Source organism: Allomuricauda ruestringensis DSM 13258 (assembly GCF_000224085.1).
GTDB lineage: Bacteria > Bacteroidota > Bacteroidia > Flavobacteriales > Flavobacteriaceae > Flagellimonas > Flagellimonas ruestringensis.
The window spans coordinates 1,647,396-1,670,837 of sequence record NC_015945.1 but is presented as its reverse complement, the minus strand read 5'-3'; the positions used below and the strand labels follow the sequence as shown (position 1 = coordinate 1,670,837).

Sequence of the window (23,442 nt, the reverse complement as noted above, 5' to 3'; positions counted from 1 at the left end):
CTAAGCTACACATAAAATAATCTTGGGGAGAATCAATACTTTTGTTTTTTATTCATTGGAAAGGCTGTTACCACATATCGAATTCCCCGAAGACCTCAAAAAAATACCTTTGGATGAGTTGCCCCGACTCGCCCAAGAATTGAGGGAGTTTATTATTGATATTGTTTCCACCAAAGAAGGGCATTTAGGTGCAAGTTTGGGGGTCGTGGAACTTACCATTGCCCTACATTATGTGTTCAACACTCCCAACGACAAACTTATCTGGGATGTGGGCCACCAAGCCTACGGACATAAAATTTTGACCGGACGAAAGGAAATTTTTGAAACCAATCGTCAATTGGGCGGAATTAGTGGTTTTCCAAAAAGAACTGAAAGCGAATACGATGATTTTGGAACGGGGCACAGCTCCACAGCCATCTCGGCCATATTAGGAATGGCAATGGCATCCCAATTAAAGGGCAATTATACCAAACAGCATATTGCCGTAGTGGGCGATGCCTCCATTGCCAGCGGAATGGCCTTTGAAGGATTGAACCATCTCGGAGTGACCAATGTAAACGCATTAATCGTGCTCAATGACAATGCTATTGGAATCGACCCCAGCGTTGGAGCCCTAAAAAAATACCTTACCAATGTAAAGGCAGGTACCGCCAAGGACGAAAATATTTTTGAATGTCTCAACCTCAACTACTCCGGTCCTATTGACGGTCATGATGTAAAAGCCTTGGTCAAGGAACTGGAAAGGCTAAAGCATGTTGAAGGTCCAAAGTTGCTTCATATCATCACTACGAAGGGAAAAGGTTTAAAACAGGCCGAGGAAGACCAAGTGGTGTACCATGCTCCAGGAAAGTTTGACAAGGTTACCGGGGAACGTCTGAAAAAATCTGGGCAGAATGGACCTCCAAAATATCAAGATGTTTTCGGATACACCATGGTGGAATTGGCCAAAAAAAATAAAAATATTGTTGGGATTACCCCCGCCATGCCCAGTGGCAGCTCGCTAAAGTTTATGATGGATCAAATGCCCGACCGTGCCTTTGATGTAGGGATAGCCGAACAACATGCCGTTACCTTGGCTGCAGGAATGGCCACGCAAGGTTTGGTGCCTTTTTGTAATATTTATTCCACTTTTTTACAACGGGCCTATGACCAGGTGATACATGATGTGGCCCTACAAAAGCTTCCGGTTATTTTTTGTTTGGACCGTGCTGGTTTGGTGGGACAGGATGGGCCTACACACCATGGCGTTTTTGATATGGCCTATTTACGCTGCATCCCAAACTTCATCATTTTTGCTCCAATGAACGAAATGGAACTCCGAAATATAATGTACACCGCACAATTGGGGCTAAATAACCCCATTGCCATACGATACCCAAGAGGGCATGGTGTACATGTTGATTGGAACAATGATTTTGAGGCCATTGAAATTGGTAAGGCCCGATGTTTGAAAGAAGGTTCCGAAATTGCGGTACTTACCATGGGTCACATAGGTAACATTATCGCTGACCTCATTAAAAATTTAGATGGTTCTGAAAAAGTTGGCCATTACGATATGCGTTTTGTAAAACCCTTGGACAAGAATACACTACGTACTATTTTTAACCAATATAAGTACATTATTACTGTAGAGGATGGTACCAAAATGGGTGGTTTTGGTTCGGCCGTCATAGCGTTTGCCAATGAAGAGGGATTGTCAAAACCTGTTAAAATATTTGGAGTTCCCGATCAATTTGTTGAGCATGGCACCATACCCGAGACCCATCAATTGGCTGGTATAGATTTTGATACAATACATTCATACATACAATCAACCTTAGACCAATGCGAATAAATTGTTTTTTGATTCTATTCCTTACTGTTTTCTTATCTGCCAATGCACAGATAACCCGTTTAAAGGTTTTTGAACCCGACAGCACCGATACTGGTTTTAAAATTGTTCGCATCAAAGATGTCAAGCTAAAATATCTCACAAGGAATGCCAAGCTCACCGACCCCCGTACTGTCCTCAATCGTGTAAAACCTTTGAGTATTTGGTACAATCGTTTTAAGCCAACATCATTTTGGAAAAAAGTGAACAAATTTGGACTTAACGTAAGCGAAGTATCGTTTGTAAACTGGAATGCTGGTGGTGACAACTCGATTTCTGCACTGGCAAGTGCAGATTTTTCACGGAATTATAAGTTCCGATATTTAAACTGGAACAACGAGGTTCAACTTAGATATGGCCTTAATGCACAAGAAGGGAGGAAACTAAGAAAAACGGACGACCAGATTCGATTGTCCACCACCCTAAGTTTTAGAAAAGATACCATCACTAACTGGTATTATTCCGTAAAGGCAAATTTGCGGACCCAGTTTTCCAACGGTTATAAATATCCCGATAGAGAAAACCCGATTTCCAGGTTTATGGCTCCCGGGTATCTGTTTGTCGGTGTCGGTACATCCTATATCCCGCCCAAGGACAACTTCAACCTATATATTTCTCCCGCAACCATGAAATCCACTTTTGTTCTGGATGAAGTACTGTCCAATCAAGGAGCTTTTGGTGTGGAAAAAGGTAAAAACGTTTTTTTGGAACTCGGTTTTTTAATAACCAATAGTTGGGACACGGAAATTGCTCGTAATGTTTTAATGAGCCACAGAATCAATCTTTACACGGACTATGTTCGGAGTTTTGGAAATATAGATGTGGATTGGGAATTGAATTTTAACCTTAAGGTGAACGAGTATCTCAATGCCAATATCGGTACCCATCTCATCTTTGATGATGACACAAAATTTGATGAGGTAATCGCGGAAGATGGTACTGTAATAGACCCCGGAATAGCCAAAATACAGTTTAAGCAGTTGCTTGGAGTAGGATTGCTTTACTCCTTTTAGAGCCTGTTTAGGAATTTGTGATTGGAATTGATATAGGCTATTTCTGATGCAGTTTGAGGCATAATTTTTAAGCATAGCCGTGGCTACGGTTCAAAATTATAACAGGACCGATGAAAAAGGTCAACGATTTGACCTTTGAAAGAGGGGCCAGATAGTGCGTTGGCAACAAAAAAGGGGCATAACAAAACAATCACAAATTCCTAAACAGGCTCTTAGATCTTTCTCCCGGTTAATTTATCATGAATGTGCACTGCTGCGCTATCGGATAAGCTGGCCACGAAACAACTGGTGTCCAACAATATTTTATAAATCGATTTATCTGTATTCTGATAGTTTTTAGGTAAACTTTTGATCAGCAATCGGTCATAATTGGTATCCTCCCTCTCTTTTACATTGATCAAGGCCGTAGTGTACATGTCCAACAGGTCCGAAATTATACGGTAACCTGCCAGTTCCTTATCGACCACTTCGGTGGATTGATAGATTTTCTCTACGCTCAATTTGATGATGTCCTCTACCTGAGCCCTATATTTTCCCTTGTCCAACAGAGAAACATCAAACGCTCCATTAAGGATTTTAGCCTCATTCTTCACAAAAACATCCACGGCATCCCCGATCAAGGTGCTAATGGCAAGTGCCCTCAAATAACTCAACCGATCGCTTGAGGTGGTCATGGCATTATATTTTTTGGTGTTGATGTTATCCTTCACCAAGTTGATCAAATACTCCAATGCATATTCCTCTGGAATGAGCCCCAGGTTGATTCCATCCTCAAAATCGATGATGGTGTAACAGATATCATCGGCAGCCTCGACCAAATAGGTAAGTGGGTGTCTTAAAAATCCTGTTTCGGGATGGTTGGGGTTGGGCAATAGACCAATTTCTTCCACTAGCTCATTAAAAAATGATTTCTCCGATTGAAAGAACCCGAACTTTTTATCCACGATGCTTCTGGATGGCTTTTTGGGCAAGGAGGCTTTTGGATATTTTATAAATGCGCCCAAAGTGGCATAACTCAACCGGAGACCTCCCGGAACGCCTTCGCGAGACTCGGTCAAGAGTTTAAAACCGTTGGCGTTCCCTTCAAAATCGATAAGGTCTTGGTACTCCTCAGAAGTCAACACATCTTCATAGAACTTTCCTTTGCCTTGTTTAAAATAATTTCCAATGGCCTTTTCCCCACTGTGTCCAAATGGAGGATTGCCAATATCGTGGGCTAGGGCCGCAGCGGCAACTATAGCTCCAAAATCATTAAAATGGTGACCGTGCACTTCGGACAAAAACGGATATTTCGACAAAATTTGCTGTCCTGCAATGCGTCCAAGGCTTCTTCCCACCACCGATACCTCCAAACTATGTGTAAGGCGGGTATGCACAAAATTCTTTTGGGACCCAACGGCTATGGGCATTGGAAACACTTGGGTCTTGTCCTGCAAGCTCCTAAAAGCAGACGAAAAAATGATTCGGTCGTAGTCCACCTCAAAACCCAAACGGGTTTCGTTCTGTTCCTTTCGTAATCGTTTACCTGTGTCGCCGTGACGTTTTAAAGAAAGTAATTGTTCCCAGTTCATACTCAACTATAGGCGCAATATACATTTAACCTAGATTATACACCAAGAAAACTGGATATCACCTTAGTAAGCAATGAACTCGTCTTGAGTTGTCAAATTCAAGCGAAAGTTAAAGATTTTGTGTCCAGATGAAGGTTTTTTTGAGCCCCATAGCAGGGCTACGGGGGGAGAAAAAGACGAAATATGGGCGCAAAAGAGGAATTTGCAGCGAATATTGGTAACTCAAGACGAGTTCAATGTTTAATAATTACTTAAACTTAAAATTACAGTAAAGAAATTTCCATAGTTGAATTTTGACTAAGGATTTCTTTACGGATATTAGTTTTTGTCGACTATTCTCTGAAATCTGATGGCTACCTTCTAGAAGGTAGCCTTTTTATTAAAAATAACATCCATAAAATAACATAGAGGAAATGTTAACTTAACATTGGGTACGGTTATTTGCAACGACAAAAACTAGTACCGTGATGAATACCAAAAAGTTAGCCTTAATCGGCTTCTTCTTAATATTTACATACGCACAATTTTCTTATTCCCAAGAGATATCCCCGACAAAGTTTGGCAATGGATTGCTTAACATAGTTGGAAAGGATAGCACTTGGTCCATGAAGGTGGGGACAAGAATACAACTATTGTCCAATTTTAGTTGGACAGACGATGGTGAAAATGAATTTGCCAGCCCTGAACAGAACTTTTTGGTCAGGCGAGCCCGATTAAAATTTGATGGTTTTGCCTATTCCCCAAAACTCAAGTACAAAATAGAACTTGGCCTTTCCAATAGGGACCTTTCTGGAGGCTCGGAATTCACAAGAAATACACCTCGATACATTTTAGATGCAGTTGTAATGTGGAACTTTTACCAAAACTTTGAACTTTGGTTTGGACAAACAAAGTTGCCCGGCAATATTGAAAGGGTCATCTCATCGGGAAACCTTCAACAAGTAGATCGGTCCTTACTAAATAGCAGATTTACTATCGACAGGGATATGGGCTTTCAGCTTAGGCATCATTTTTATTTGGGCGACACATTTTTGGTGCGTGAAAAATTCGCCTTATCCCAAGGAGATGGAAGAAATGTTACCGAAGGTAATTTAGGAGGGCATCAATACACCACAAGACTAGAGTTATTGCCCTTTGGAAAGTTCACAGCCAAAGGGGATTATAAAGGAGCTGACCTAAGCCGGGAAACGACTCCAAAATTAATGGTTGCAGCCACATACGACCTTAATAATGATGCAGTAAAGACCCGAAGCAACATGGGCACTTACATGTTTACGGACATAGGTTTATACGAAACCGACATCTCTACATTGTTCTTGGATTTCATGTTCAAGTACAATGGATTTTCCCTGATGGGCGAATATGCAGATCGTGATGCGGACAACCCAATAGCCATAAACTCGGACAATACCGAAACAGGAGATGTTGTACAAGTGGGAAGGGGGCTTAACCTTCAATCGGGTTACCTGTTTAAAAATAATTGGGAAGTATCTGCCAGGTACACCAACATTAAATTGGATTACAACATAACTGGAAAAACACCTGAAACACAATACACCTTAGGTCTCTCAAAATATATAGCAGGTCATAAGTTAAAGGTGCAAACCGATTTAAGCTATTTAAACATAGATGATGGATTTGATACATTAATGTATCGCTTACAAGTAGAGGTACATTTCTAAAAAATAACCTTAACATAACTTAATAAAAGGTCATTTCTCTGGATATTTGAAAAATTTTTCTGAATTTTAATTATGGACAACATTTATTTTTTAATTCTGGTCGCTTTGGGCATTTTAGCTATAGCAGACCTTGTTGTTGGTGTAAGCAATGATGCAGTTAACTTTCTTAATTCTGCTATAGGCTCCAAGGCCATTTCATTTAAGACCATTATGATTGTTGCCAGCTTGGGAATTGCATTTGGTGCCATTTTCTCAAGCGGTCTTATGGAAGTTGCCAGGAAAGGTATATTTAACCCTGGCGAGTTTTACTTTGACGAAATCATGTTCATTTTTATGGCCGTGATGATAACGGACATTCTGTTGCTGGATTTCTTCAACACCTTGGGAATGCCCACATCCACTACAGTTTCCATAGTTTTTAACCTGTTGGGTGCGGCCGTTGCCATGGCCATATTAAAAATAGCGGATGTAAACGGTAGTTTCTCCGATGTTGTCAATTATATCAACACCGACAAGGCCATCGAGATAATCATTGGCATACTATCCTCAGTAGTAATAGCTTTTACCATTGGTGCCTTTGTACAATGGGTATCAAGGGTATTGTTATCCTATCATTTTCAGAAAAAAGCAAAGTGGGTCGGAGCTATTTTTGCTGGAATAGCCCTATCGGCGATATCCTATTTTATATTATTGAAAGGTATAAAAGGAACTCCTTTTGCCGATCAAACCTATGGTTTTATTGGAGGTGTCACGATCAAAGACTTTTTAGAGACCGAAATTTACAAGGTAGCATTGATCAACTTTGCCTTTTGGGCCCTTTTATCCTATTTACTTATCCAGTTTGCTAAAGTCAATATGTACAAAGTGATCATTGGAGTGGGAACTTTTGCCCTGGCCCTAGCTTTTGCCGGAAACGACCTTGTTAACTTTATCGGTGTACCTATCGCGGCATGGCAATCATACCAAGCATGGGTTGGTTCTGGAATCCCAGCCTCTGAATTTAGCATGGGAATCTTGGCCACTAAAGTCGAAACCCCGACAATACTATTGTTCCTATCTGGAATGATTATGGTGGTAACACTTTGGTTGTCCAAAAAAGCAAGATACGTGGCCGATACCGAGATAAACCTATCCCGTGAGGGTGAGGCCAAAGAAAAGTTTCAGCCCAATTTTTTATCCAGGGGGTTAGTAAGGATTTCCATAGGTTTATCCACTTGGGCATCCGCAGTGGTACCAAAATCTATACAGAATAAAATTGATAAGCGTTTCGAAAAACCTACCGTAAATCTTTCAAAGGACAAAGTACTTCAACTACCTGCTTTTGATATGATCAGAGCATCCGTAAACTTGATGGTTGCCGGTATCCTGATTTCGATTGCCACATCTTACAAATTGCCGCTATCCACCACTTATGTAACCTTTATGGTGGCTATGGGTACTTCTTTGGCCGATAGGGCGTGGGGAGCAGAAAGTGCCGTATATCGTGTAGCTGGCGTACTCAACGTAATTGCTGGCTGGTTCAGTACCGCTATCATTGCTTTCTTGGCCTCTGGAGTAATTTTGGCACTTATAAGCTTTGGAAAAGGAGCTGCCATCTCCATACTATTGTTCGCCGCTGTTCTCCTTTTGGTAAGAAACTATATTTCCTATAACAAAAAATCAAAGGAAATAAAGGTTGAGGATCGCTTAAGAAGAGCTGAGAGCAGTTCCATCCAAGGAGTTATAGAAGAGAGTGCCGCCAATATTGCCAATGTAATAAAGCGAAGCAATAAAATCTATACCAACTCCATCAACGGGCTTGCCAAACAAGCACTGGACTCATTAAAAAAGAACAAGAAACAGGGTAAAAAGCTTGCACTGGAAATAGAAGATCTAAGGGAACATACCTTCTATTTTATCAAAAACTTGGAGGAAGCCCATATTGGTGCCAGTAATTTTTACATCAATATTATGGGGTACTTAACCGATATGTCACAATCCTTGGAATATATTGGGAAGGTTAGCTACAACCATGTCAACAACAATCACAAAAAATTAAAATACAACCAAATAAAAGAGCTAAAGGAGATTGACCATAAGTTGGAAGAAATTTTCAATGGTACTCAAAAAGCATTTGAAGAACGATCCTTTGAGCAAATAGGTGTCATTTTGGACTCCAAACAAGAGCTGTATGATTTGGTATCACAAAAAATTGACATCCAAGTCTCTAGGACAAGGACAGAGGAATCCAGCCCCAAAAATACGACGCTTTACTTCTCTCTTTTGCTTGAAACAAGGGATTTAATTACTGCAATGATGAACCTTTTGGAGCAGTACTATCGTGAACATGATAGTACTGTTGAACCTGCTACAATTGAGATGAAATAAAATCGGTATCTTTCCTATCATCTAATTTTTTGATATGGTAAGATATTGTTTTATGTTCCTAACACTGGGGTTTATATCCATTGCTCCCGTTCAAGCCCAATCGCCCTCCGCAGAAGAGGTTTTGCAAAAGGCCATTGCGTTTCACGACCCTAATGGCAATTGGGAAAGCTTAAATACCACATTTAAGGTGGTTATGGAAACCCCGGACCGTCCATTGCGTACAAGTACCATCGCAGTGGATTTTCCCCAACAGGAATTTACGTTGGATGTGGAACAAGATGGCAATTCCTATTTGTATAAAATAAACAAGGATTCTTGTGAAATTACCTTAAATGGAAGTAATGATATTTCTGAGGAAGAAGCTGAAAAATTCAGATTGAATTGTGAACGCGGCAACTTCATGAAAGATTACTACACATACTTGTACGGCCTCCCAATGAAGTTGAACGACCCTGGTACACACTTGGATCCCAAACTTTACAATAAGACATTCAAGGGCAAAAAGTATGTGGTTTTAAAAGTTACCTACGATGCTGAAGTCGGCACCGATACATGGTATTTTTATTTTGACCCAACTACCTACGCCATGGAAGTATATCAATTTTACCATGATGAAAGTAAAAATGATGGTGAATACATACTTTTGAATGGATTAGAGGAAATCAACGGGATAAAAATGCCCAAGACAAGAGCTTGGTACCTGAATAAGGACGATAAATACTTAGGAACAGATACTTTGGAAAAAATTTAAACTTGATGAAAAAGACATTTTTATTTCTATTCGTTCTTTTACTTTCCCAAACCAACACATTTTCCCAAACCAAAGAAAAAGATTGGATGTTGGGCCCATTTGAACGTCCGGAAAATGCCCAACCTATTTTACAGAAAGATAGTGCTTCAACCTTTAAAAGTCCTATAACACAAACTATTGTGCATTGGGAATCCATGGCTACATTTAACCCCGCCGCGATTACCACAAGCGATTCTATCTATGTTCTTTATCGGGCTGAAGAAAAATTAGGGGAAAAGGAAATCGGGGGACATCGTTCACGAATCGGAATGGCCACTTCGGCGGATGGTACTTCCTACAACAAATGGCCACAACCTGTATTTTACCCAAAAAACGACAATCAAAAAATCAATGAATGGCCAGGCGGTATTGAAGACCCACGCATAGTTGAGACAGAAGATGGATTGTATGTTCTTACCTATACACAATGGAACCGTAAAGTCCCCAAGCTTGCCGTTGCCACCTCAAAAGATTTAGTGCATTGGGAAAAGCATGGACCAGTATTCCAAAACTATAAGAACGGTATTTACCACGAAAAAGAAACCAAATCGGGAGCCATTGTAACAGCACTTAAGGATGGTAAACTGGTTGCTGCAAAGATTGATGGTAAATATTGGATGTACTATGGTGTGCCCCATATTTGGCTGGCCACATCAACCAATATGATAGATTGGGAGCCCGTGGAAACCTACGAAGGCAAACTGGCACCCGTTTTAAGCCCTAGGCCCGGTTATTTCGATTCTTGGCTAGTGGAAGCAGGTCCACCTCCACTACTAACGAATAATGGCATTGTGGTGCTCTACAATGCAGGGAATTCACAAAATATTGGAGTAAAGGAACTCGGAAATCGAATTTATACAGGAGGGCAGGCCCTTTTTGATGCCCAAGAACCTTGGAAGCTGTTGGACCGTACCGAGAAACCTTTTATAAAACCCGAATTGCCTTTTGAAAAATCAGGCCAATATAAAGATGGTACTACCTTTCTGGAGGGCTTGGTACTCTTCAAAAATGTTTGGTATCTGTATTACGGAACGGCAGATAGCATGGTAGGGGTGGTTACCGCAAGAAAATAGCGCTATCTGTAAAAATTCATTTCATCCATATATTTCCAAACGGAATGCGGGAGCATGGGACGAACATTTTTACCTGCTTTGTGTGCTTTGCGGATAAAAGTCGATGATATTTCCATGATGGGCGCATCCACCTTGGTAATTTTTGGGTGTCCCTTAAATTGATGCTCTATCTTACCGTCCGATACCCTAGGATACACATAAATGGAATAATGTTCCAAAATAGCCTCGTAGTTCTTCCATTTATGGAAGCTTTTTAGATTGTCCTCCCCCATAATCAGTGAAAATTGATGGTCTTTTCCGTATTTGTCATCCAAATGGGCCAGGGTATTGGTGGTATAATTGGGCTGGGGAAGATCAAACTCTATTTTACTGGGTTTTAGCTTCGGATAATCCTGAACCGCTTCGAACACCATTTGATAGCGATGGTTGTTGTCCAAAAGGGATTGCTTCACCTTAAACGGGCTTTGTGGCGTTATTACGAACCAAACCTCATCCAGATCGGAAAATTCCACCAGATGGTTCGCCAAGACCAAATGGCCTATGTGTATAGGGTTAAAGGTCCCAAAAAAGAGCCCTACCTTTTTCATGTTCTAATCTTCTTTAGGGGGCATCTCGGCCCCAACAAATTCGGCGACCAATCTATGGGCCTCATTAAGAGCAACATCGAGGTCGTAGTTCTTGATGATTTTATCAAACTGAGGGGCTGTGGCCAGCTCCACGGATGCCTTGGCAATCCGCATATTGATTTTATCATCGCTTTCGGTACTTCTTTTTTTCAGTCTGATTTTAAGTTCATCAACACTGGGAGGTTTTACAAAAACGGCCAATGTTTTCTCCGGAAACTTCTTTTTAATTCTAAGTCCGCCAGAAACATCAATATCAAAAATCACGTTTTTCCCTTCGGCCCAAAGACGCTCTACTTCACTTTTAAGAGTACCATAAAAATTATCCCGGTACACTTCTTCCCATTCCAAAAAATCACCGTCTTTGATGTGCCTTTTAAATTGGGAAACCGACATAAAATAGTAGTTGACCCCATTCTTTTCCTTTCCCCTTCGAGGGCGGGATGTTGCCGATATGGAAAATGCCAAGTTCAGTTCTAGTTGATCCAATAGATGCTTCACAATCGTGGTTTTACCACTGCCTGAGGGTGCCGAGAAAATGATAAGTTTACCGCCTTCTGTCATAACACATTGAGCATTTGTTCCTTTATTTTTTCCAATTCATCCTTCATCTGTACCACCAATTGTTGCATGGGCGCATAATTGGCCTTGGAACCAATGGTATTGATCTCTCTCCCTATTTCTTGGGAAATGAAACCTAATTTTTTGCCATTGGAGTCATCGGAATTTAAGGTGGTCTCAAAATATTTAAGGTGGTTGGCCAAACGAACCTTTTCTTCGGTGATGTCGTACTTCTCAAGATAATAGATCAGTTCCTGTTCAAATCTATTGGCATCCAATTCCACTTTAAGGTCGGCCACCGCTTTGTCCAATCGCTCCCTTACCGTTCCCAAGCGCTCAGGGTCCATGGCTTTCACGGCTTCCAAAAGTTCGTTTAAATTCTTCAACCTGGCCACAAAATCGGCTTCCAGCACCTTTCCTTCTTCATTTCGGAACTCAACAATTTTGGAAAGGGCTTCGTCCATGGCTTCTATTATGGCCTTGTACTCCTCTTCGTCAATATCGTCCTTATCGGTTTTGAGGGTATCGGGCATGCGCAATGCCATTTCCATCAATTTTATATCGTCGCCCTTGACAATATCGGCCAATTGTTCCATATAATTCTTTACCACACCTTTGTTGACCTCTGCTGTAGTTTCCTCTCCCGTAATTTCAACATAAAGGTTAAAGTCTACCTTGCCCCTGTTCAAGGCGCCAGCGATCATTTTGCGCAATTCCAGTTCCTTTTCCCTATAGAATTGGGGAAGTCTGGCATTGATATCCAAACTCTTGCTGTTGAGCGATTTGAGCTCAATGGTTATTTTTTTGGAAGGAAGCTGAACTACATGCTTCCCATAGCCTGTCATGGATTGAATCATATATAAATGATAAATTTTGCCAAAGGTAACCAAAATAGGTTTTGGCTCTTGGAGATTCTGTATCAGTAAAATAGTAATAAGGGAGCTAATCCAGCTCCCTCACCCAAATATTTCTATAACTGACCCTGCTGTTGTCGCCATGATCTTGAAGCCTAAGTGGCCCTTTGCCGTGTGGTGGGTTTTTGGGCCAACCAATGTAAGGGGTGGTTCCTTTTATCTCCACATGATCTTGAATCAACACACCATTGTGGATTACCGTTAAGGTTCCAGATTTCACTTTTTGCCCCTTCTCAAACTCGGGAGCATGGTAAATTATATCGTAGGTGTTCCATTCTCCTGTAGGTACAGATGCCATGGCCAAAGGCACATGTTGTTTGTAAATAGAACCTACTTGACCGTTGACGTAAGTGTCGTTATCGTTGTTGTCCAGTACTTGGACTTCATACAAACCATTTAAAAATACGCCACTATTACCTCTGTTTTGACCATCGCGTTGTACTTCTGCGGGTGATTTCCATTCGATATGGAGCTGGATACTTCCAAAGTTTTGCTTGGTCTGAATGTCTCCTGTCCTATCGTTCACCGTCATGCTACCATCCTTGTTCAAAGTCCATTTGGCGGCGGTACTGTCTACAGAACTGATCCACTTGTCCAAGGAGGTGCCATCAAAAAGTACAATGGCATCACTTGGTGGGGCTCCATCTTCGCCAGGGGTCACTTTTGGTGGTACGGGTTTATAAAATTCGGTTTCTTCTGGCGTAGTTGGTTCTACTTCTTGCCCAAATGTGAACAGCCCTATTGAAAATGTCAGCAACATAAGGGCAATCTTGATTCTATTCATTTTAAAGTTCTTTTATTTTGATATTTCTAAAGGCTACCACATCTCCATGGTCTTGTAATCCAATTTTACCTGTTTTAAAGGCTGCAAAATCCTCCCAATCTGCAAATTTTGAATTGGCCACCAGCTCATCCCATTCTGGGCCTTGCACTGGAAACTCAACTATCTTGGTCCCATTCAAAACAACATGGCCTTGGTTGGTTTTGTGATTGATCATCAATTCCACGGAATTCCATTCCCCTGCAGGCTTCACCACATTTTCCGATGGAGGGATTATATCGTACAAAGAACCTGCCAATCGGTCTTCCCCATTTTGTGCATCAGGATGTCTTTCATCGTCCAAAACCTGTATTTCTGGTCCGGTTAAGTAAGGTTGTCCGTATTTTTCATCTTCTTTCACTCCCCAAAAGAAACCGCTGTTTCCGCCTTCGGCAATTTTCCAATCCATGGTAAGCACAAAATCGGTAAACTCTTCATCCGTCACCAAGTTATAGTTGGCACCTTCGGGCCGCTCCTCTGGCGGATAAAAAACCATGGCGCCATCTTCAAGTTTCCAAGGTTCGGTAACTTCTCCTCCATTGTACATGTGCCAACCGTCAAAACTGGTTCCATCGAATAGAATATCCCACGATGGCTTTGGCTCTTCAGGAGTTTCAGTTTCCATGCCAGCCATTGGGTCAGAATCAACTTCCTGTTTGTTCTCTTTTGATTTGTCCTTACATGCAAAAGCAATGGCAAGGGCTACGAATAATATCGATTTTCTCATAATCCCAATATGTTTTTAAGTTTTTCTTTATCAGTTTCGGCACCTGCAAAATCATCAAAAGTTTTTGTGGTCGCCTCTATAATGTGATCTTGAATAAATTTTGCTCCCTCACGAGCACCTTGTTCTGGACTTTTTATGCAGCATTCCCACTCCATTACGGCCCAAACATCGCAACCGTACTGGGTCAATTTGGAGAAAATGGTCTTAAAATCTATCTGACCATCGCCTAAGGAACGGTACCTCCCTGCTCTATCGCCCCAATCGTTGTACCCGCCAAAGGCTCCTTTTTTGCCCGTTGGGTTAAATTCTGAATCCTTTACGTGGAACGATTTGATAAACTCGTGGTAATGATCGATATAGGTAATGTAATCCAATTGCTGCAATACAAAATGGCTTGGATCGTACAGAATGTTCACTCTTTTGTGATTACCAGTTGCTTCCAAAAAGCGCTCGAAGGTATCCCCATCGTGGAGATCTTCGCCAGGGTGAATTTCGTAACATACATCTACACCTTCTTCATCAAAATGGTTTAGAATGGGCATCCAGCGGTTCGCCAACTCCTCAAAACCCATTTCCACCAAGCCAGCAGGTCGTTGTGGCCATGGGTGAGCGGTGTGCCAAAGCAATGAGCCAGAAAATGTGGCATGCACGTTAAGTCCCAACCTGCGGCTTGCGGTTGCGGCCTTTTTTACGGTCTCAACGGCCCATTTGGTACGTTCCTTTGGTTTTCCGTGCAATGCTTCGGGCGCAAAGTTGTCGAACATAATATCGTAAGCGGGATGCACTGCTACCAATTGCCCTTGCAAGTGGGTGGATAGTTCTGTGATCTCCAATCCGTACGAATTGACCTTTCCTTTTAACTCGTCGCAATAATCTTGGCTTTCGGCCGCTTTGTCCAAGTCTATCAGGAAGGATTCCCAAGTTGGTATTTGAATTCCTTTGTACCCCAAATCCGAGGCCCATTTACACATACCGTCCAAGGTATTGAACGGAGCTTTACTGTCCACAAATTGCGCCAAGAACACGGCTGGTCCTTTAATTGTTTTCATTGAATTTAATTTTAAGAAATTTGGAAATCCCAATTTAATTGGGATTTATCCTCTATATTTAAGAAAAAAACTATGCTAATTTTATGTCTCATGTAGTAAGACATAAATATAGGGATTCATTAACAATTAAAACAGCTTAGAGTTTTTTTTTAAACACTACTTATGGAAAATGCTTCTGCCCGAAATCTGTGGGGCGACTTTTTGGATGCCCATTTGGAATTTGCTTCTGAAGATGCGCCCAAAGTGATTCATTTTTGTGATAATGAAAAAGATGCCGATCTGTGTGCCGATTTGGTTTGCAAAGAAATCAAAAGGGCCACTACCCATTCTTTAAAAGGGATTCAACTACGCAATGAAGCTTTGCCCAAAATCGGAGATTTTTACGTGGTTACCGATTGGGAGGGCAATGCCAAGTGCGTTATTCGTACCACTGCTGTTAAACTACTGCCCTTTTTTAGTATTCGGGAAGAGCATGCTCGCCTAGAGGGCGAGGGCGACAAAAGTTTGGAACACTGGAAAAAAACACATTGGGACCATTACACCCGTGAACTTTCTGAACTAGGCACCAAACCTACCGAGAGTATGATCGTGGTTTTTGAGGAATTTGAGATGCTTTATAAAAAATGATGGCCGCCCATAGGGCAGCCATCATGTCTAGTTTTTAGGTCCATAGACCAATATCAATCCATATCCACCCAAACATTTCCTTGTTTGTGAGAAGCTACGGTGTTCTCAATAAAATTAAGGCCTCTAACTCCATCCAACATGGTCGGGAACTCTCCGCTATTGTATTCTTCGCCGCGGATGGCCCTTGCCACGCCCAAATAAATATTGGCCATGGAATCAAAAATACCCTCGGGGTGTCCGGGAGGTAATTTGGTTCCATCCAAGGATAGGTCAGAATTATATTCATGGCCTGGTTTGTATACCTGCAATGGTTCTGGATCGTTCAGTTTATAGAGGTAATTGGGGTTTTCCTGTTCCCATTTCAAGCCTCCTTTTTGACCATAAATGGCAATGGTGAGGTTGTTTTCCTCTCCTGTGGCCACTTGGCTTGCCCTGATGACTCCTTTTACGTTTTTGTCCATACGGATAAGGGCCGTACCGTCCATGTCCATCACATTATCATCATACATATAATTGAAATCGCACAGCAATGATTGTACTTGCAAGCCCGTTGTATACTCAATCATATTAAAAGCATGCACTCCTATATCTCCCATACAAGAACTGATTCCCGCTTTTTTGGGGTCGAGCCTCCATACAGTTCCGCGTTTTTCCTTGTCATGGATGATAGGGTTCATCCAACCTTGATAATATTGGGCGTCTACTTTATGTACTTTCCCGATGACTCCTTCTTTGATCATCTCACGCATTTGACGCACCATCGGATACCCTGTATAGGTATGGGTAACGGCAAATACAGTTCCCGCCTTTTTTAGGGTTTCCTGAAGAATTTTGGCTTCTTCGTAGGTAGTGGTCATTGGTTTTTCGCAAATCACATGAAAACCATTGTCCAATAATTTTTTAGCCATTGGGTAATGTAGAAAGTTTGGCGTAAGAATGGAACATACCTGAATACGTTCGTCTTCTGGGAGCTTCATCTCTTCTTCAACAAGCGTATCAAAATCTTTGTAGACGCGATTGGTAGGAATGTCGATTTCCTTGGCAAACGCTATACTATCTTCCAAATCTGGATTGAATACGGCACCGACTATTTCATAATTGTCATTGATAAAAGAGGCTACTCTGTGCAACACCCCAATAAGGGAATCACCGCCTCCCCCAAGAATTCCAAGTCTAATCTTTTTAGGCATTTTCTGTTATTTTATTTTATAATTATACTACTTCTTCTGCGGTATGACCTTGTGGCACTCTTCGTTCTTCCAGTTTTTTTCTAAAAAGGAACAAAATGGAAAACAAAATCAATACTGCCAGCGGGAAAAACATCATTTTTCCCAAGGTTGCCTTTCCTGCGGCCAACTCTGCAATCTGGTCGGTCAACCCAGATGCTACGGCTGTTTCTTTTGCGCTATCCAACCATCCGCCAATTACAGGCTGCCAAATGGCCGTGGAGAACATTCCTGCACCTCCGACCAAGGACATTCCCAATGCTCCCGTTTTTGGAAGGTATTCCGAGGTAAACCCGATCATGGTAGGCCAAAAATAACAAACTCCGAGGGCAAAAAGAATGGCTGCAAAATAAATCATCGACCCTTCGGCAACACTCATGCTGTAAACGGCTGCGGTAGTGATCAAAGCGGACATTACCAGTACACCGATAGGGTTTAGCCTATGTACAATGGGGCCTGCAAAGTATCGGCCTATGGCCATAATACCCGTTACCATGGCCAACACCAGCATTGGACTTGCTCCTGAATTACCCAATATACGCTCTACCCATTGTTGTGGTCCAAATTCGGATATCGCGGTGAGCGTCATACAGATCATTATAAAAATGAACAATGGGTCTGCTAGGCCTTTGATATTTTTTGTGGTATCGGTTTCGATATGTTCGCTTTCCGGAAATTGTTGTTTAAAGAACATATATCCGTAGATAAGTGTTGGTATCAGCATTACCGCGATCTGCACCTGCCATCCCATTCCAAAATCGGTCATGAACTTGGAGATAAGGGAACCAATTACAATTCCTCCAGGAAACCATACGTGGAACCTGTTCAGCATAGCTGTCCGGTTCTTGGTGAACATATCGGCGATCATAGGGTTACAGGCCGCTTCGACCGAACCATTGGCAAAACCGATAAAGAAGGTGGATATAATTAGCGTCCAGAAACCGCCTGCCATGATAGTGAGCACCAATCCAAGCATGTGGCAGACAAATGCCGTTACCATGAGTTTACGTGCCCCTATTTTATTGTAGAGCAATCCGCCGAAGATCATGGCTATCGGAAATCCAAAAAAGCCCATACTGTTTATCCACCCCAATTGTTGATTGGAAAGCATAAATTCTTCTCCTAACTGGGTCAGTATACCTGCTCTAATGGCAAAGGTCATGGAAGTAACGACGAGCGATATACAGGCCGCTACAAAAAGCTGATTCTTGTTTACGTTTTTCATGTTTGTATTAGTTGATTTTTGGTTGTATCTAAGATTTATATTCTACTTTTTCATTTTTAAATATTAGCGCAAACAATATAAATACTACTGCTGCGAACGCTGCCGGATAAATCCAAATGCTATCCCAAGCATGAGTCCCATCTTCCAAAGTAAGCGAATCTGTTATTAATCCAGCGATCCAGAACCCAATTAACATTCCTACCCCGTAGGTGGCCAAAGTAATCAATCCTTGTGCGGCACTTTTGTACTTTTCCCCTGCTTTGGTATCGGTATAAATCTGTCCGGATACAAAAAAGAAATCGTAACAAATACCATGCAATGCAATTCCGATGATCAGCATAAATGACAGTTCGTCGGCATTACCGTAAGCGAACAGCAAATAACGAACGGTCCAAGCCAACATGCCTATCAAAATCGTCTTTTTAAATCCAAACTTGGTAAAGAAAAAGGGTAGCGCAAGAATAAACAGTGCTTCCGATATTTGTCCGATAGCCATTTTCCCCGTTGGATTGGGCAATCCTATTTCTGCCAGAAAAGGGTTGGCATTTTGATAATAAAAGGCCAATGGGATACAAATCAATACGGATGAGATAAAGAACACCAAAAAGTTTTTGTCCTTTAAAAGTTTTAGCGCATCCAGTCCCAACATATCGGAAATGGTCACTTTTTCATTTTTGTTTACTGTTGGTGGGGTTTTGGGCAATGTAAAACTGAAAAGCCCTAATACGGCAGAAGCAATGCCCGCCATTAAAAATGTGTTTTTGAGCATTCCCGCTTTCAATGCCTCTGGCGAATCCCAAACAAAAAGATAGCTAATGACCAGACCGGCAATAATCCAACCAATAGTTCCGAACACGCGGATGTTCGAAAATTCTTTTGCTGGGTCTTTCATTTGGTTGAATGAAATTGAATTTACCAATGCCAATGTTGGCATGTACAAGATCATGTAACCCAATACATAGGGGTAAAAGGCCGTAAAGTCTGTTGACTGGTACATTTGGTACATTAAAAAAGCACCTATTAAGTGCAGTACCCCTAAAATTCGTTCTGCATTAAAGTATCTATCAGCAATCAATCCGATAATGAACGGAGCAATGATAGCTCCCCATGATTGTGTGGAAAAAGCCATTGATGATTGCCCGGCCGTTGCTTCTAGATTGTTGCCCAAAAAAGTACCCAAAGTAACAAACCAACCACCCCAGATAAAAAACTCGAGGAACATCATAAAGGACAGTTGGAGTTTGGTTTTAATATTCATGTAAAGTGTTAGTTAGTTGCTTGTTATCGTTTATAATGTACGTAGTCCATAGGTTCTGGCGCTATTCCAGAATTTCTCAACTCCATCATAATTTGCCCCCGATGGTGCGTGGAATGGTTAATAATATGAAAAAGGATATCCTTTAATTCATTTGAAAAATTTCTCCCTTGACTGTTCTCGTACTCCACCCGTTTTTCAAAAGTATCCGTATTGGAAACAATTTCAAAAGAGGCACGTTGGTTTTCGTAATGGATATCCTCCCACTTACTCAATTCGTGCTCGTCCCAAACACCATATTCGGTTGGAATCCCCAACATGCGATGGTTCCAGATATGGTGCGCATTGAGTATATGGCTAAAAAGTCTAATGCAGTTGTCCGGAACATGGTCCAGACCACTGCATTGTTGAATTACTTTTTTGTTACAATAAAAATTGTAATCGAAGAGTTGTTGCAAAAATCCCTTCATCTACCCATTCATATTAATTTGGACTACTCCAATACTTTTTCCAAAAGTGCCTTGGTTGCCAAAATTCCTTCTTCTTCACTAAGTTCGGAGCCTTCATATTCTACCCCCACAAAACCTTCGTATCCGGACTCTAGAACAATGTCCATAATTCTTGGATAATCCACTCTTGTTTCATACCCCTCCTCATCAAAACTATAGGATTTGGCACTTACGCCTTTGGCGTAGGGCATTAACTCCTTTGTTCCTTTATAGCGATCATATTCTTCCAAACATTTGGATGAATAGTAGTCACCAGCTTCTCTTTTGATGCAGAAATTGCCAAAATCGGGCAAGGTTCCACAATTGTCCATGCCCACTTTTTCCATAACCTCTGCCAACAGTTGTGCATTGGAGGAAGGTCCTCCGTGGTTTTCAACAATAATATTGATGTTTTTGTCCTTGGCGTAAGTAGCCAGTTGCGTAAGCCCTGCGACAGAGGCCGGCATCCAAACTTTCGGGTCCATGCTTCCGTTCAGGTTTACACGGATAGACTGGCAGCCCAAAGCTGCGGCGGCATCTACCCATTTGTAATGGTTTTCAACCGCTTTTGTTCTTTCGGCCTCATCCGGAACGGCTATATCTCCTTGACCATCTACCATGATCAAGACGTTCGTTAAGCCGTATTTTTCACTTTCGGCCTTACTTTTTTCCACCCAGTTGTTCATAGCTTCTTCAGAGAAATTAGCGGCCTGTAGCTCCTTATAATAAAGGGCGCTTACATATTCGAGACCTTCAAATCCCCATTCACTTGCTTTTTCTGCAAAAGTGTAAGGATCAACTCCCTCTTCAAGAATCATTTTATGGATGGACCATTGTGCCAAAGAAAGTTTTATATCCGGTTTGGATTCTTCAACGGCTACCGCTTCTGTTGCGGTTTCTTCGGCCGATTCCTTTTTTGGATTTTGTTTACAGGAATAAAATCCTAAAAATGCCACCATAATCAAGGTAACAATACTTTTCTGTGTTAAATTACTTCTGTTCATATTTTTACGTTAGTTAATTTCGTTCGGAATCCAAAAACTACAACGTTATAGTGCCGAATTCTCAATAAACATAGGGTTTAAATGTAGAAAATTAATTTAATAATTAATACATTTAGCAAATAAACAATCCGAATAAATGAGTAAATTTTATTACAATCAGGAGCAGGAATCCTATGATGCCATCGTGGTAGGTACGGGTATCAGCGGTGGTTGGGCTGCCAAAGAGTTGTGCGAAAACGGTCTCAAGACTTTGGTCTTGGAACGTGGGCCCATGGTAAAGCACCGTGACGATTACCCAACGGCCAATAAGGATCCTTGGGATTTTCCTCATGCGGGAACAGCAACCCGAGAAGACATTAAAAAACAAGAGAAACAATCCAGAACAGGGTACACAACTGGAGCGGCATCCAAACATTGGTTTGTAAATGATTTGGACCACCCATACAACGAGACCAAACGATTCGATTGGATGAGAGGATACCATGTTGGTGGACGTTCCATTATGTGGGGACGACATAGTTACCGCTGGAGCGATATTGACTTTACCGCAAACAAAAATGAAGGTATTGCGGTTGATTGGCCCGTACGTTACAAAGACATAGCACCTTGGTACGATAAAGTGGAAAGTTACATTGGTGTGTCCGGTGAAAATTTAGGTTTGCCGCAATTGCCAGATGGGAAGTTTGAACCCATGATGGAACTGAACTGTGTGGAAGACCATGTTAGAGGAAAAGTTGCAGAACATTTTAATGGCCGTGTGATTACAGCTGGAAGGGTCGCGCACATTAATAGCGACAAACAGTTTGATGGCGATGGCCGTGTTCGTTGTCAGTTTAGAAACCGTTGTATTAGAGGATGTCCATTCGGAGCATACTTTAGTAGTGTTTCTTCCACATTGCCAGCTGCCGAAGCTACAGGAAACATGACGCTAAGACCGGATTCCATTGTTCACGAAGTAATTTATGACCCTAATACCAAAAAGGCTACAGGGGTTAAGGTTATCGATAGGGAAACCAAAGAGGAATTCGAGTTCAAGGCCAAAGTAATTTTCCTTTGTGCTTCTGCCGTAGCATCAACTTCCATTTTAATGCAGTCCAAATCCGATAGGTTCCCCAATGGTTTGGGCAACGATTCCGGAGAATTGGGCCACAACATTATGGACCACCATTTCTTGGTCGGTGCATCCGGTAAATTTGAAGGATACGAAGACAAGTATTACAAAGGAAGAAAACCCAATGGTACATATATTCCAAGATTCAGGAACCTTGGCGGGGATTCCGACATGAAGGATTTTGTTAGAGGGTATGGTTACCAAGGAGGTGCCAGCAGGGGCAATTATGAAGAAATGATTGCCGAAGCTTCTTTTGGTAAAGACTATAAAGATGCTGTACTTACCCCTGGAGGTTGGACCATGAACATGCTTGCCTTTGGAGAAATTCTTCCATACCACGACAATAAGATGACCTTGGATTACGACAAAAAAGATAAGTGGGGCCTACCTACCGTTACTTTTGATGCAGAAATCAGACAAAACGAACTGAATATGCGTAAGGATATGCAGGATCAGGCCGTTCAAATGTTGGAAAAATCAGGAGCCAAGGACATTACTCCTTACGATAGACCTTATGCTCTAGGACTTGGTATACATGAAATGGGAACAGCACGTATGGGCCGTGATCCAAAAACATCCGTGGTAAATGGACACAACCAGGTGCATGGATGTAAGAACGTATATGTAACCGATGGCGCCTTTATGACCTCTGCAAGCTGCGTTAACCCATCGTTGACCTACATGGCATTTACTGCAAGGGCTGCAAACCACGCCGCCCAAGAACTTAAAAAAGGAAATATATAATGGAAAGAAGATCAGCACTTAAAAATATGGGATTGGCCTTCGGTTATGCAGTGGCCACACCAACATTGTTCTCTTTGCTACAGAGCTGTAAGAACAAGCCGGCCTATGCCGAATGGACACCCAGTTTCCTAAACAAAGAACAGGGATACGCCATGGCACAGACCTTGGACGTAATCCTTCCCAAAACGGACACTCCGTCAGCAACCGAGATGAACGTGCATGTTTTTATCGATGCGTATTTGGATGAAGTAATGCCATTGGAACAAAGGGATTTTGTAGTCATGAAAATGAACAAATTCTACGATAAGGTTCTTGCGGATTCAGGTAAAGAAACCTTGATGGACATTGAACCAGCGGATATAGAGCCTGCATTGCAAACATTTCTTAAAAAACGTACCGACGAGGAGGAAGAGACACATTCCGAAGCCATCATGAATTACATGGAGGCCATTATGAAAGGTGGGGAAGGTAGTTTGGACGATGACATTGCCCGCTTCTCCTTTGCCAACGATTTAAGGGATTTGGCCACATGGGCCTATAAATCATCAGAATATATTGGTGAAGAAGTATTGGCCTATTTGCCAATTCCAGGTGAATATGTCCCTTGTGGAGATATGGAAACATTGACCAGCGGCAAAGCTTGGTCATTGTAAGCTAACTTTATAACCTATAAAATCAAAAACCTCCAAATTGGAGGTTTTT

Annotated in this window: 21 protein-coding genes; 9 read left to right on the top strand and 12 right to left on the bottom strand. The window is 41.7% G+C overall.

The window, feature by feature from the left end:
* Positions 1-22: 22 nt before the first annotated feature.
* On the top strand, positions 23-1,834 hold the full coding sequence (locus MURRU_RS07555; RefSeq protein WP_014032860.1) for a 1-deoxy-D-xylulose-5-phosphate synthase: 1,812 nt from the start codon (positions 23-25) through the stop codon (positions 1,832-1,834).
* Positions 1,825-2,883 (top strand): DUF3078 domain-containing protein, encoded by a 1,059-nt coding sequence (locus tag MURRU_RS07550; protein ID WP_014032859.1) that lies wholly within the window; start codon positions 1,825-1,827, stop codon positions 2,881-2,883. Before MURRU_RS07555 ends, MURRU_RS07550 begins: the two co-directional genes overlap by 10 nt.
* Before the next feature lie 212 nt (positions 2,884-3,095).
* Here MURRU_RS07550 and dgt read toward each other — a convergent pair whose 3' ends face one another.
* On the bottom strand, positions 3,096-4,454 hold the full coding sequence (gene dgt, locus MURRU_RS07545) for a dGTP triphosphohydrolase (protein WP_014032858.1): 1,359 nt from the start codon (positions 4,452-4,454) through the stop codon (positions 3,096-3,098).
* 467 nt (positions 4,455-4,921) lie between these two features.
* Between dgt and MURRU_RS07540 the strand changes: the two genes are divergently transcribed.
* The 4 genes from MURRU_RS07540 to MURRU_RS07525 all read left to right on the top strand — a co-directional run bounded on the left by MURRU_RS07540 (position 4,922) and on the right by MURRU_RS07525 (position 10,366).
* Complete coding sequence (locus tag MURRU_RS07540) at positions 4,922-6,136, top strand: porin (protein WP_014032857.1); 1,215 nt, start codon at positions 4,922-4,924, stop codon at positions 6,134-6,136.
* A gap of 72 nt (positions 6,137-6,208) precedes the next feature.
* Positions 6,209-8,503 carry an inorganic phosphate transporter gene (locus tag MURRU_RS07535; protein ID WP_014032856.1) on the top strand — a complete coding sequence of 765 codons (2,295 nt, stop codon included), beginning with the start codon at positions 6,209-6,211 and terminating at the stop codon, positions 8,501-8,503.
* 34 nt (positions 8,504-8,537) lie between these two features.
* Entirely contained in the window at positions 8,538-9,254 is a 717-nt protein-coding gene (locus MURRU_RS07530) for a DUF6503 family protein (protein ID WP_041801387.1), read from the top strand.
* A 5-nt stretch (positions 9,255-9,259) separates the two neighbouring features.
* A complete protein-coding gene (locus MURRU_RS07525) occupies positions 9,260-10,366 on the top strand; it encodes a glycoside hydrolase family 130 protein (RefSeq protein WP_014032854.1) in 1,107 nt (368 codons plus the stop codon).
* 2 nt (positions 10,367-10,368) lie between these two features.
* Here the strand turns inward: MURRU_RS07525 and nadD are convergent, their stop codons facing one another.
* The 6 genes from nadD to MURRU_RS07495 form a co-directional block, all read right to left on the bottom strand.
* Positions 10,369-10,953 (bottom strand): nicotinate (nicotinamide) nucleotide adenylyltransferase, encoded by a 585-nt coding sequence (nadD, locus tag MURRU_RS07520; RefSeq protein WP_014032853.1) that lies wholly within the window; start codon positions 10,951-10,953, stop codon positions 10,369-10,371.
* Positions 10,954-10,956: 3 nt separating this feature from the next.
* A complete protein-coding gene (gene gmk, locus MURRU_RS07515; RefSeq protein WP_014032852.1) occupies positions 10,957-11,553 on the bottom strand; it encodes a guanylate kinase in 597 nt (198 codons plus the stop codon).
* On the bottom strand, positions 11,550-12,407 hold the full coding sequence (locus tag MURRU_RS07510; protein WP_014032851.1) for a YicC/YloC family endoribonuclease: 858 nt from the start codon (positions 12,405-12,407) through the stop codon (positions 11,550-11,552). The genes gmk and MURRU_RS07510 overlap by 4 nt, the downstream gene beginning before the upstream one ends.
* Positions 12,408-12,492: 85 nt before the next feature.
* Positions 12,493-13,224: a 3-keto-disaccharide hydrolase gene (locus MURRU_RS07505; RefSeq protein WP_245545080.1), complete on the bottom strand. Its 732-nt coding sequence runs from the start codon at positions 13,222-13,224 to the stop codon at positions 12,493-12,495.
* Between the two features lie 25 nt (positions 13,225-13,249).
* A complete protein-coding gene (locus MURRU_RS07500) occupies positions 13,250-14,011 on the bottom strand; it encodes a 3-keto-disaccharide hydrolase (RefSeq protein ID WP_014032849.1) in 762 nt (253 codons plus the stop codon).
* Positions 14,008-15,060, bottom strand: a complete 1,053-nt coding sequence (locus tag MURRU_RS07495) for a sugar phosphate isomerase/epimerase family protein (protein ID WP_014032848.1) — start codon at positions 15,058-15,060, stop codon at positions 14,008-14,010. Before MURRU_RS07495 ends, MURRU_RS07500 begins: the two co-directional genes overlap by 4 nt.
* A gap of 162 nt (positions 15,061-15,222) precedes the next feature.
* Between MURRU_RS07495 and MURRU_RS07490 the strand changes: the two genes are divergently transcribed.
* A complete protein-coding gene (locus MURRU_RS07490; protein WP_014032847.1) occupies positions 15,223-15,687 on the top strand; it encodes an ASCH domain-containing protein in 465 nt (154 codons plus the stop codon).
* Positions 15,688-15,740: 53 nt separating this feature from the next.
* On the opposite strand, the gene MURRU_RS07485 is transcribed toward MURRU_RS07490, so the two are convergent.
* From MURRU_RS07485 to MURRU_RS07465, 5 genes are read right to left on the bottom strand one after another with little or no spacing between them, the layout of a single operon-like run.
* Positions 15,741-16,877 carry a Gfo/Idh/MocA family protein gene (locus MURRU_RS07485; protein ID WP_014032846.1) on the bottom strand — a complete coding sequence of 379 codons (1,137 nt, stop codon included), beginning with the start codon at positions 16,875-16,877 and terminating at the stop codon, positions 15,741-15,743.
* 22 nt (positions 16,878-16,899) lie between these two features.
* Positions 16,900-18,138, bottom strand: a complete 1,239-nt coding sequence (locus MURRU_RS07480) for an MFS transporter (protein WP_014032845.1) — start codon at positions 18,136-18,138, stop codon at positions 16,900-16,902.
* Positions 18,139-18,166: 28 nt separating this feature from the next.
* On the bottom strand, positions 18,167-19,396 hold the full coding sequence (locus MURRU_RS07475; protein WP_014032844.1) for a nucleoside permease: 1,230 nt from the start codon (positions 19,394-19,396) through the stop codon (positions 18,167-18,169).
* Between the two features lie 23 nt (positions 19,397-19,419).
* Positions 19,420-19,863, bottom strand: a complete 444-nt coding sequence (locus tag MURRU_RS07470) for a DinB family protein (protein ID WP_014032843.1) — start codon at positions 19,861-19,863, stop codon at positions 19,420-19,422.
* A gap of 23 nt (positions 19,864-19,886) precedes the next feature.
* Positions 19,887-20,885: a sugar phosphate isomerase/epimerase family protein gene (locus MURRU_RS07465; RefSeq protein ID WP_014032842.1), complete on the bottom strand. Its 999-nt coding sequence runs from the start codon at positions 20,883-20,885 to the stop codon at positions 19,887-19,889.
* Between the two features lie 136 nt (positions 20,886-21,021).
* Here MURRU_RS07465 and MURRU_RS07460 point away from each other — a divergent pair, with 136 nt between their 5' ends.
* The gene (locus MURRU_RS07460) at positions 21,022-22,740 is read left to right on the top strand and encodes a GMC oxidoreductase (RefSeq protein ID WP_014032841.1); all 1,719 of its coding nucleotides are present in this window, start codon (positions 21,022-21,024) and stop codon (positions 22,738-22,740) included.
* Complete coding sequence (locus MURRU_RS07455; RefSeq protein ID WP_014032840.1) at positions 22,740-23,393, top strand: gluconate 2-dehydrogenase subunit 3 family protein; 654 nt, start codon at positions 22,740-22,742, stop codon at positions 23,391-23,393. The genes MURRU_RS07460 and MURRU_RS07455 overlap by 1 nt, the downstream gene beginning before the upstream one ends.
* Positions 23,394-23,442: the final 49 nt, after the last annotated feature.